Consider the following 12220-nt stretch of genomic DNA (forward strand, 5'->3'; position numbering starts at 1 on the left):
AGAGCCCTAAATCTCAGTAAGACTTAGGTGAGAGATCCATATCATTTTCCTACTATGGGGAAAATCCATGATCTGCAAGCTGTATGCTTTTCGAGAGTTAACCGTAGTTAACCCAATAAACACAGCCATTGTTGGCCGCGGATAATACGGGAAAAAACCGAAAAAAGCTAAGGCACAGCAAAGACTTTGGCAAATAATTAGCAGTAAAAATAGAACTCTGTTGTTTGAAAAAAAATAACCTAGATTAAAGTCATCACCAACAATAAATCGTCATTACAAATTTTCATAATCTTTCATATTTTATCAAATCTCGTTCATGCCTACACGCAAGTCTATTCACACCTACACTTTATAGTAACCCTATCAAACATCGCTTTCGATCGGAGTCTATTCCAATGACAAAGTCCAATATGCAAGCACAAACACCAGAATCATCCACGCGCAGTCGTGAATTTAAAGCGCTTGGATTCATCATATTTCTACTCTTCCCCGCACTCACCATCGCCGGGATCGGTTTTTATGGGCTCGTCATCTGGATGATCCAAGCTTTCGGCGGCGTTGCCGGCCACTAAATCTACCGTTATTTAACATGCAGTTACTTTTTTGAGGACGCGATTATGAAGTGGTTAACCAACCTCTGGCGCACACTGAACCAACCTACTAAAGCGCTCACCTTAGGCGCGGTAAGTATCAGCGCTTTTATCATGGGCATCATTTTCTGGGGCGGATTTAACACCGCACTTGAAGCCACCAATACCGAAGCTTTTTGTATCAGCTGTCATAGTATGGAAAGTAAGCCGTACCAAGAATTACAAGAAACCGTGCATTGGTCGAATCATTCTGGCGTGCGCGCCACTTGCCCCGATTGTCACGTACCGCATAACTGGAGCCGTAAAATCGCCCGAAAAATGGAAGCTTCGCACGATGTCTGGGGCTGGTTATTTAACACGGTTAATACTCCTGAGAAATTCGAAGCTAAACGTTTAGAAATGGCGAGCCGTGAATGGAAACGTTTTGACAGAGATAACTCCTTAGCCTGTAAAAACTGCCACAACTACAACTCGATGAAATGGGAAACCATGTCAACACTGGCCCAAAAACAGATGAAACGTGCCGCCGAAATCGACCAAAGCTGTATCGATTGCCACAAAGGTATTGCTCACCATTTACCAGAAATGGGCACTGCTCGGGCGCCAGAACTGATTGCCGAAGTTGGCTCAGGTGTTAGCTCAGTAGAAACCAATCAAAGCTATTACAGCGCTCTAACTAAACCTTTATTCTTCACAGACAAAGGCGATGTGGAAGCAGGCACACTCAACGTAGCGACTAAAGTAAAAGTGCTTGATACCCAAGGTAAACGCATCAAAATAGCTATCGAAGGTTGGCGTAAAAAGATTGGTGCTGGCCGCGTGATCTACATGGACTTTGGCGTGAATATTTTGTCCGCGCAGCTGAGCAAAGATGCCGCTGAAACCGAAGGCGTAATCCAAACTTTTGAAGAAAAAGAAGACCCTATGACTGGCCTAAAATGGCAGCGGATTGAAGCGCAGATTTGGACTGAAAAAGATTACCTGCTGACCGATCTGCAACCGCTTTGGGGTTACGCCAAAACGACCTTCCGCTCAAGCTGTAGTGTATGCCATACCCAACCAGATGAAGCGCACTTTGATGCCAATACTTGGCCGGGGATGTTCCAAGGCATGTTGGCCTTTGTGAATATGGATCAAGACACCCAAGCGTTAGTGCAGAAGTATCTGCAGGAACATTCATCCACTTTTGTGAAAAAAGAGCACTAATTCGGGAGTAATACTATGAACAGACGAGATTTTTTAAAGGGCATCGCCTCATCCTCTTTCGTCGCCTTAGGTGGCAGCTCAGTGTTAGCGCCCTTAAATGCCTTAGCCAAAACAGGCATTAATGAAGACGAATGGTTAACTACAGGCTCACACTTTGGCGCCTTTAAAATTAAGCGCAAAAATGGCGTAATTTCCGAGGTAAAACCCTTTGACCTCGACAAGTACCCAACGGACATGATTAACGGTATCCGCGGCATGGTCTATAACCCATCTCGCGTGCGTTACCCTATGGTACGTTTAGATTTTTTACTCAAAGGCCATAAAAGCAATACTTTGCAACGGGGTGATTTTCGCTTCGTTCGGGTCACATGGGACAAGGCATTAAAACTGTTTAAGCATTCACTCGATGAAGTGCAAACCAAATATGGCCCATCGGGCCTACATGCGGGACAAACGGGTTGGCGCGCCACGGGTCAACTGCACTCTTGCACCAGCCATATGCAGCGCGCTGTGGGTATGCACGGCAATTATGTGAAGAAAATTGGCGATTATTCAACTGGCGCAGGCCAAACCATCATGCCTTACGTATTAGGCTCAACTGAGGTTTATGCCCAAGGTACTTCTTGGCCACTGATTTTAGAGCACAGCGATACTATTATCCTGTGGTCAAACGATCCGTATAAAAACCTACAAGTGGGTTGGAATGCTGAAACTCACGAATCATTTGCCTACCTTGCGCAACTAAAAGAAAAGGTCAAACAAGGCAAGATTCGGGTGATCAGTATCGATCCCGTGGTATCAAAAACCCAAACCTATTTAGATTGCGAGCAACTTTACGTCAACCCACAAACCGACGTGACGTTAATGTTGGCTATCGCCCACGAGATGATCAGCCAAAAACTCTATGATGATAAATTTATCCAAGCTTACAGCCTAGGCTTTGAAGAGTTTGTTCCCTATGTGATGGGCACTAAAGATGGCATAGCTAAAACCCCTGAATGGGCCGCGCCCATCTGCGGTATTGAGGCCCATGTTATTCGCGACCTCACCAAAACCTTAGTCAAAGGCCGTACCCAATTTATGATGGGTTGGTGTATTCAGCGCCAACAGCATGGCGAACAACCCTATTGGATGGCAGCGGTGTTAGCGACCATGATGGGTCAAATTGGTTTGCCAGGTGGTGGTATTAGCTATGGTCACCACTACTCGAGTATTGGTGTTCCTGCATCGGGCGCCGCAGCACCGGGGGCTTTTCCACGTAACTTAGACGAAAATCAAAAACCGCTTTTCGATAGCACTGACTTTAAAGGTGCCAGCAGTACTATTCCGGTTGCCCGCTGGATTGATGCGATTCTCGAACCTGGCAAAACTATTGACGCCAACGGTTCAAAAGTGGTCTATCCCGATATTAAAATGATGGTGTTCTCCGGTAATAATCCATGGAACCACCATCAAGATAGAAACCGCATGAAGCAGGCTTTCCATAAGTTAGAGTGTGTGGTCAGCATCGATGTGAACTGGACCGCCACCTGCCGTTTCTCGGATATTGTGCTACCCGCTTGTACGACCTATGAGCGCAACGATCTTGATGTTTATGGTGCTTACGCCAACCGCGGTATTTTGGCTATGCAAAAAATGGTTGAGCCGCTATTTGATAGTTTGTCTGACTTTGAAATTTTTACTCGTTTTGCCGCCGTGCTTGGCAAGGAAAAAGAATACACTCGTAACTTAAGCGAAATGGAATGGATCCAAAACCTCTATAACGATTGCAAAGCCGCTAATGCAGGCAAATTTGCTATGCCAGACTTTGCCACCTTCTGGAAACAAGGTTATGTACATTTTGGCGATGGAGAAGTATGGACGCGCCATGCCGACTTTAGAGACGATCCTGAAATCAATCCACTAGGCACGCCATCAGGCTTAATTGAAATATTTAGCCGTAAAATAGACCAGTTTGGTTACGATGATTGTAAAGGCCACCCTACCTGGATGGAAAAAGCCGAGCGTAGCCATGGCGGGCCTGGCTCAGACAAACACCCAGTGTGGTTACAATCTTGCCATCCTGATAAACGTTTGCACTCACAGATGTGTGAATCGCAAGAGTACCGCGAAACCTACACAGTTAATGGCCGCGAACCTGTATATATCAGCCCAATTGACGCTAAAACGCGGAGTATCAAAGAGGGTGATATCGTGCGAGTGTTCAACGACCGTGGCCAATTACTGGCAGGCGCTGTGATATCAAACAATTTCCCTAAAGGCGTTGTGCGTATTCACGAAGGCGCCTGGTATGGCCCTGTGGGTAAAGATGGCAGTGTTGAGGGCGGCGCTGAAGTGGGCGCGTTATGTAGCTATGGCGATCCTAACACCCTCACCTTGGACATAGGCACATCAAAGCTTGCCCAAGCTTGCTCTGCTTATACTTGCTTAGTTGAGTTTGAGAAATACCAAGGTAAAGTGCCTAAGGTCAGCTCCTTCGATGGCCCACTGGAAGTTGAAATATAAGCTTAAAACCATCACGTTGGGTGCGCCGAATATGGCGTATCCTGCGTGTAAAAATCTAATCCACAAAATCTAAGTATTCAATCTTAGCGCCAAACTTAAGCATCAACATTGAGGAATATACAATGAGTCAAGTCGATATCAACCATGCCAGAGCCTTGGTTTATCAACTATTATCGTCACTGTTTGCCCGCGAAATTGATGAGAAAAGACTTAAAGAGCTTACTAGCGAAGCGGCGCAGCAATTCTGGAACCAGCTTGGTAGCGACACTCAGCTATCGCCATCTGTAGATAAAATACGCAGTAGACTCAATGAAATACAAGACAATGAGGCACTGCTCGAACTCGCAGCCGATTACTGCGGTATCTTCCTTGTCGGCACGAAGTACAGCGCTTCACCCTATGCGAGCCTGTATTTAAATACCGAAGATGAGCCACTCTTGTTTGGCCAGCAACATCAACAAATGAGTGAGTTTTTGCACCAAAGTAAATTACAGGTACAAAGCCATTTTCCAGAGCCTGCAGACCACTTGGCCGTTATGCTCGCCTATATGGCGCACTTATGTTGTCACAGTGATGACAGCACCCAATTGCGCTTTTTGGAAACCTGCATCAATTCTTGGTTAGCCACGTTTACAGCACAACTGATCAAATGCGACAAAAATGGTTTTTATAGCGCGGTGGCAGTACTGACTCTCGAGTGGGTGAAGCAAGATACCTTACAGTTTGAACCACAGATGGCATAAATTGGCTCAAGCTTGCATTAATCGGTTAGTGTTGAGTTAATCAATCAAGCGAATATCATGCCGATGACATTCGCTTGATTGCCTATATCAACCCACTCCGATTCAGGCTATCGACCATAAATAGCCAGTAAACCGATAAGTGAACTAACTTTGCCGTTCTAGCCATTGCTGTAAAGCGGCGATCGATGCCTGCCGGCAAGACTCAAGTTGCTGATACTGAGCAAATCCTAACAGGTTACTAGCACTGTTTTTTTGCACTACTTCTAATCTCTTAGCTAATTGCGCTAACGCTATCAACCCCATGCTGGCGCTACTGCCCTTAAGTCCGTGTAGCAGTTTTGCCGCATCACAATTAGTTGCTGTGGATGACAGACTGGCAATTTGCTCACTACTGGACTCACTAAATAACTCAAGCATAGAAATCAGCGCATTGACACCAAGCACCTCTTTATCTTGCTCTAACTGTGTTACATCTAATAATGGTTCATCATCAATCACAAGCATGGTCGCTGGCGTTTTAGAGGCAAATGCAACTGGAGCCAATACCACTGGCTCAGCGCCATTGGCTGCTGATGCGATAATGGGCGGTGTGGCTATGGGTGATGCAGCAACGGCAACACCTAACCATTGCGTTAAAGTTGGTAGACTCAGTGGTTTAGCGAGTACGGTATCAAATCCCACTTTGTGATAAAGCTGCAAGTCCTCACTTTGTATCTGGGCAGTGAAGGCAGCAAACTTCACATTAGGAGTGGTTATCAATTTTTTTAATTGCGGCAATAAATCGATACCAGACCCATCACTGAGCTGAATATCGAGCATTACAGTATCAAAGCGCCAACCACTTGAACTTGCAAACTCAAGCGCTTGTTGGCAGCTCATAGCAAGCACTGACTCATGGCCTAGATGTGCTAAAAACCCCTGCGCTACCATAGCATTAACGTTATTATCCTCTACCACCAGCACTTGACGAGCAGGCACAGACGCATGACTCTTTACTTCTAGGGCATCCGTTATATCGCATTCATTAAAGGTCAGTTCAAAGCCAAACTCACTGCCCTTTCCAGGCTGACTTGTAACCCAAACCCCACGGTCACTGCTATCCATCAACTCAACCAATTGCTTACAAATCGCGAGCCCTAACCCTGTACCGCGGCTGCGCCCGGGGTTAGGTGTGGTGGCATAAGGCACAAACAGAGTATCTAGTGCAGCAGGCGTAATACCTACGCCAGTGTCCTGCACGACAAAAGACAATTTAGCCCCTTGCAGGCTGACATTAAGCGTCACGCCGCCTTTCTGAGTAAATTTAATGCCATTACCAATTAGGTTAAACAGCACTTGACGCAATTTAGGACCATCAATATTGATACAGCGGGGTAATTTAGGCTTGTTCACTGTTAGGCTAAGCCCTGCCAAATTGGCGCCCGCCACCATGATCGCCAGCACTTCATCAAGTAAGTTATTAATATCGGTAGGCCTTGGCTCGTGGGTTAATTTTCCTTGCTCTAAACGCGAAAAATCCAAAATATCATTCAACACAGTTTGCAGTAACGTACCGCTATATTGCGATAACGCTAACATTTGCTGCTGCGCGGGAGGCAAGTGACTGTGGCCGAGTAAGGTTAAGGTGCCAAGTAAACCATTTAGCGGTGTACGAATTTCATGGCTCATAGTCGCAAGAAACTGAGATTTTGCCTGACTTGCATCTTCGGCTATCTGCCGTGCCTTAGCATGGCCTTTAGCTTCGGCGTCAAGGCGGATATTCGTCTCAGCAAGTTGCTGTGTACGAGTGACAACGGTTTGCTCTAACGCCTTTTTGTGTTCAATCAATTCATCGGCAACCTGACGTAAATCTGCCTGTAATTTAAGATTATGGGCTGTTTTCCGCTTGAAGGCTTCGATAGCATTCGCCATTACAGTCAGCTCATCATCGCCATGGGCATCTAAGCTCACATCGGTGTCGCCTAAGCTCAAACGCGACATCGCTTTAGTTGCCTGATTTAACCTTAATGCGATACCACGATAAATCACCCGATAAATCACCAATCCCATTACAATAAACATCAAGGCACCCGTGCCCCAAAGCCCAAGCCGAGCAAGCGACATCTGCTGTAAATAATCGCTGCGTGCCACTTCAGCCTGCTGTTGCTGTTGATTAAGTGCGCTATCTACCAAGGTATTAAGCCTAAAGAGTTTTTCAGCTAACTCTTGTTGTTGTCGCTGTTGCTGTTGTAGCGTTAAGCTCAATTTTCTTTGCTGTTTAATGATTTTCGGGGTTTCTGCCAGTACCGCCAATTCGGTGTTTAAGGCCTGTAGACGACCCGGATCGCGAATAATCTCAGGCACATTATCAAGCCCCATTAAATCGATACTCGTGTCACTTGGCGCGGTGCCCTCTACTTTATGGACTAACGCTCTGTCCATTGCGCTCGCCAATGTGGGCTCAGCAATGTTAGGACGATAGACAGAATTAGTGCTTGCAAAGGTCGCCAGTAAACTTGGCACACTTAACTGCAATTGCGACTGTAACTCGGAGGATTCAAATAATTGGCCTAACAGAGCAATTTGATGAACTAACGTCAGAGCGCGATTAAGTTGCTCTTGAATGTCTAACTCGCGGTCAATAACATCGTCGAGCAACTGGCCACTACGACTCGTGCCAGCGATGTCAGGATATGCCTGACTTAACTTAGCCAAGATAGCAGAGTCGACAACTGCAAGTTCAGACTGAAGTAACTCAGAGGTATGCCCAGCCGCAACAGACAATTTCCCCGCGGCCAGTTGTAGCTCACTGCCCATGCCCAAACGGTGGCCAACACTGTTCCCTAACGAAGTTAATTGACTGATGATCTGTTTAGCTAATTGCGATAAGTGTTGTGCGTCGTTCACGCCTAAAGTCGTTAACGAGTTAATTCCACTTAGCATATTGGCACTTTCAATACTCAGTTTACGGCCAATAAACTCACGTTGTCGTTCATTCTCAACCCGCCCAAGTTGTTGTACACCATCGGATAACGCATTAGAGGCTTGTACGAGTTGGCGTGCGGCTTGGGATGCTGGCAAGGATTCTTCATATAAATAACTATCGGCCTGTTTTAGCCAATGCAAACTCAAGCTACCTAGGCTCACAAGCAGTAATAACAATACGCCTAACACACTAAAGGCGAGCATTAATCGACCGGTTAAACTGGTGCGCGATAAAGATAAAGGAGCCACACATCTTCCTTAAACTGTTACAATATCACCCCAAATAACGCTAAATGGATACTACGGGATGATGCAAAAATATTGGCGGCGATTACACCTATTTGCCACGCTCACACTCGCCACCTTTAGCCTGATATTTTCAAGCATTACGGCTAGTCAAACAATCACTTGGCCATTAGAGCAGCGTACGCCATTCAATGTAAAAACCCAGCAAGCTCAAGCGTTAGCTTACTTACCCCTGACAACAGCACAAAAGCCTTGGCATCTTTGCGCCCTAGTACCGCACCTTAAAGATGCCTACTGGATTGGCATCGATTATGGATTAATTCACCACGCTAAAACGCTCGGTATCTCCCTTGATCTTTTCGAAGCGGGCAGTTATTACCACCAAGAAAAACAACTCGAACAGCTCAAAACCTGTATGCAAGGCAATTATGACGCCATACTGCTTGGCGCCGTGAGCCCAGATTTATTAGCCCAATTTACACTACCGCTCAGCAAACCCGTCATAGCCTTAGTTAATCGGCTCAATAGCAACCAAGTGCAAACCCATATTGGGGTAAATTGGTATCAAATGGGGCTAACTGCAGGTCAATTCATTAAAGCCGATGCCAAAGCAACACATCCCAATAAAACAGCAAGCTTAGCGCTCCTTGCGGGGCCAGAAAACTTAGGTGGCACTGATTGGGTTGAACAAGGTATTCGTCAAGCACTTGAAGGCAGCCAAGTCTCGATTAGCGCCATCCAGCATGCTGATAATAATCGCAATCTTTATCGCGACCAGCTGCAAATGCTGCTTAAAGCCCAGCAGCCAGATTATATTCTCGGTAGCGCGGTAGCGATTGAGTCTGCCATCAGCACTTTAAAGCAAAAAGGATTAAGCCAACAAGTTAAGCTAGTGAGCAGTTACTTATCTCCTGCTATTTTACGCGGAATCAAGCGGCAAAAAGTCCTCTACAGTAATGATGATTTAGTCGTATTACAGGGAAAACTGGCTATCGACATTGCCGTAAAACAACTTGAAGGCGCTAAGGAGTTTGGTGATATTGGCCCTGCGATTATAGCGCGAACGCCGTCTAACGCTTTATCAACATTAACCTTCAGCCTAGCAGCGGCCGACTTTTACCCCTTGTATCAAGTTAGGCCGACAGTCCATTAATCATCCACTTTAGCGGCAAAAAGATAACCTTCACCATGAATGGTAACAAACAAGTCTGCATTGAGTTTATTACGCAGGCGGCGAATAATCACATCGATAGTTCTGTCATTGACATCTTGATTGCGATGACTGGTTTGCTGCATCAAACGCTCACGGGATAACACCTGTTGTGGATGTAAGGCAAAGGCGACCAATAACTCAAACTCCGCCTTCGTGAGTTTAATTAACACCTCACCGTAGCGTAACTTACGACTATTTAACTCTAATTGAAAACCATCAAAACTGATCACATCATCTGGCTGAGATAACGCCTCGACGACTGCTTGTTCAGCTTGTTTTACCAATGAGATTCGCCAGAGGAGATTTTTCACCCGAACCAGTAACTCCCTCAGTTCGAATGGTTTTGTTACGTAATCATCGGCGCCCATTTCAAGGCCAATAATTTTGTCGATAGATTCATCTCGCCCCGACACCAAAATAATACCTACATGGGAGCGGCTGCGCAGTTCACGGGTCAAACTCAAACCATCAACACCGGGTAAGTTAATATCCAGCATAATTAAATCGATATGTTGACGATTAAACTCGTACCACATTTGCTCGCCATCCGCGGCCTCAATAACGCGATAACCTTCTTTTTCAAAGTATCCTTTTAATCTCGCACGAATAACCGCTTCATCGTCGACAACCAACACGCTATAAGTCATTTTCAACTTCCCCTATTTGCTTTAGTGAATTATTCATACTTTTTCACATTTGCATATCAGTGATAGGTGAAATATGCGATCTAGCTAACCTTATCGCCCAAAAATAACGGTGCTTTTACAGTCACATCAATATGACTTATGCTTAGGCATACTGATGGGGCTACTCTTTAGCTGACTATGAAAGAAAAAGGATTGGGTATGGACGAAAGACGTATGTTTTCGCGGATTCTATTTGCCACTGATGCTCATCTGGCGCAAGGCGAAACGAAATGGGAGACAACTATTCTTGATCTGAGCCTCAATGGTGCTTTGGTCGAAGAACCAGCACACTTTAGCAACTCGGGAGAGGCCATTACACTCAGTTTCACTCTGCCAGAATCTGATATTGAAATCAGTATAGATACTGAGTTAGTGCATCAAAAAAATACCCAACTCGGGCTTAAGTGCAATTTTATCGACGTTGACAGCATTAGCCATCTAAAGCGCATGGTTGAACTTAATCTTGGTGATGCTTCCTTGCTTAATCGTGAACTGATGTTATTTATCGAAAAACATAATACGACTGATTAACACATAAACTCATAAACACAAACAGCGCCCAATGGCGCTGTTTTGATTTAAGGCATACATAGCCGTTAATACAATTTAAATGGCCTCTAGGGCTTCAGACAACTTAGAAACACCCACTACTTCCATCCCAACTAACGGTTTTTTAGGCACATTAGCCTTAGGCACAATCGCCCGTTTAAAGCCATGTTTAGCAGCTTCAATTAATCGCTCTTGTCCATTAGGCACTGGACGAATTTCACCAGATAAACCCACCTCACCAAAAGCAACTAAGTCGCTCGGTAAAACATCACCACGAAAACTCGATACCATCGCCAGCAATAGCGTTAAATCGGCACTGGTTTCGGTAACTTTAACGCCGCCCACCACGTTAACAAATACATCTTGATCCGACATTTGTAACCCGCCATGGCGATGCATTACCGCAAGTAACATAGCTAAACGGTTCGCGTCCATCCCCACCGCCACGCGCCGCGGGTTAGACATGGCCGAGCTATCCACCAGCACTTGCAACTCCACCAGTAGTGGCCGAGTACCTTCCCACACCACCATAACTAAAGAGCCCGAAGACTCTTCTTCACCGCGAGATAAAAAGATTGCCGATGGGTTAGCAACTTCCTTTAGGCCGCGCTCGGTCATGGCAAATACACCTAACTCATTAATAGCGCCAAAACGGTTTTTATGGGAGCGCAAAGTACGGTAGCGACTATCACTATCGCCTTCAAACATCACCGAACAATCGATGCAGTGCTCCAATACTTTAGGGCCAGCCAAGCTACCATCTTTAGTGACGTGACCCACCATGATCACGGCAATGCCGTTTTCTTTGGCGAAACGCGTTAAATAGGAGGCTGACTCACGTACCTGCGACACACTGCCAGGGCTTGATGCCACGTCGCTCATGTGCATAACCTGAATCGAATCAACAACGATGACTTTGGGTAATTCTTTAAGGGCAACTTGGCAAATTTGCTCGACACTGGTTTCAGATAGCATCCGCAGTTTATTAGTCGGCAGTCCAAGACGATGGGCACGCATGGCCACCTGTTGCAAAGACTCTTCACCGGTGACATACAACGCCGGCATTTGCTCGGCTAAATGACAGAGCGTTTGCAGTAACAGCGTACTTTTACCCGCCCCAGGATGGCCACCGATTAAAATGGCTGAGCCAGGCACAATACCGCCGCCAAGCACACGGTCGAGTTCGCCGAAATGGCTTAATATTCGTGGCAAAGCATTGAGATCAATTTGATCTAATGTCTTTACTTCATTACTACCGGCACCGGCATAACCGACAAACTTAGTGCTCTGTCCAGGTGAAGCCGCACCAAGTCTAACCTCAGTAATCGTATTCCATTCTTGACACGCGCTACATTGCCCCTGCCAGCGGGGGAAATCTTGCCCACACTCATTACACACGTATGCTGTTTTATTCTTTGCCATAACTCATTAAAATCTGTATAAAATCAATTTAAGTAACTGCGAATACTGCAGACATAAGACTAACAGTCCAATACAAAATAAGCATTAAAAAGAACC

General features: G+C 45.7%; 9 protein-coding genes. 6 read left to right on the forward strand and 3 right to left on the reverse strand.

Translation table 11 applies throughout. From position 1 onward, the window contains the following. The first annotated feature begins 395 nt into the window (after window positions 1–395). The 4 genes from torE (at window position 396) to torD (ending at window position 5044) form a co-directional block, all read left to right on the forward strand. Window positions 396–572 (forward strand): trimethylamine N-oxide reductase system protein TorE, encoded by a 177-nt coding sequence (torE, locus tag C9I43_RS11090; protein ID WP_107883499.1) that lies wholly within the window; start codon window positions 396–398, stop codon window positions 570–572. 45 nt (window positions 573–617) lie between these two features. After that, entirely contained in the window at window positions 618–1796 is a 1179-nt protein-coding gene (gene torC / locus C9I43_RS11095) for a pentaheme c-type cytochrome TorC (protein ID WP_076496441.1), read from the forward strand. Between the two features lie 15 nt (window positions 1797–1811). Further along, window positions 1812–4301, forward strand: coding sequence for a trimethylamine-N-oxide reductase TorA (gene torA, locus C9I43_RS11100; RefSeq protein WP_107883500.1), 2490 nt, complete (start codon window positions 1812–1814; stop codon window positions 4299–4301). 122 nt (window positions 4302–4423) lie between these two features. Continuing rightward, the gene (gene torD / locus C9I43_RS11105; protein WP_107883501.1) at window positions 4424–5044 is read left to right on the forward strand and encodes a molecular chaperone TorD; all 621 of its coding nucleotides are present in this window, start codon (window positions 4424–4426) and stop codon (window positions 5042–5044) included. Between the two features lie 144 nt (window positions 5045–5188). Here torD and torS read toward each other — a convergent pair whose 3' ends face one another. Continuing rightward, window positions 5189–8257, reverse strand: a complete 3069-nt coding sequence (torS, locus tag C9I43_RS11110) for a TMAO reductase system sensor histidine kinase/response regulator TorS (protein WP_107883502.1) — start codon at window positions 8255–8257, stop codon at window positions 5189–5191. A 58-nt stretch (window positions 8258–8315) separates the two neighbouring features. Here torS and torT point away from each other — a divergent pair, with 58 nt between their 5' ends. After that, window positions 8316–9407, forward strand: coding sequence for a TMAO reductase system periplasmic protein TorT (gene torT / locus C9I43_RS11115; protein WP_373455341.1), 1092 nt, complete (start codon window positions 8316–8318; stop codon window positions 9405–9407). On the opposite strand, the gene torR is transcribed toward torT, so the two are convergent. Then, the gene (torR, locus tag C9I43_RS11120) at window positions 9404–10114 is read right to left on the reverse strand and encodes a two-component system response regulator TorR (protein ID WP_076496436.1); all 711 of its coding nucleotides are present in this window, start codon (window positions 10112–10114) and stop codon (window positions 9404–9406) included. The two genes, torT and torR, sit on opposite strands and share 4 nt — an antisense overlap. A 198-nt stretch (window positions 10115–10312) precedes the next feature. Between torR and C9I43_RS11125 the strand changes: the two genes are divergently transcribed. Then, window positions 10313–10684, forward strand: coding sequence for a PilZ domain-containing protein (locus tag C9I43_RS11125; protein ID WP_076496435.1), 372 nt, complete (start codon window positions 10313–10315; stop codon window positions 10682–10684). Between the two features lie 75 nt (window positions 10685–10759). On the opposite strand, the gene radA is transcribed toward C9I43_RS11125, so the two are convergent. Then, complete coding sequence (gene radA / locus C9I43_RS11130) at window positions 10760–12124, reverse strand: DNA repair protein RadA (protein WP_107883503.1); 1365 nt, start codon at window positions 12122–12124, stop codon at window positions 10760–10762. Between the last annotated feature and the right edge of the window lie 96 nt (window positions 12125–12220).

The sequence above is a fragment of the Shewanella morhuae genome, assembly GCF_003028295.1.
Lineage (GTDB): Bacteria > Pseudomonadota > Gammaproteobacteria > Enterobacterales > Shewanellaceae > Shewanella > Shewanella morhuae.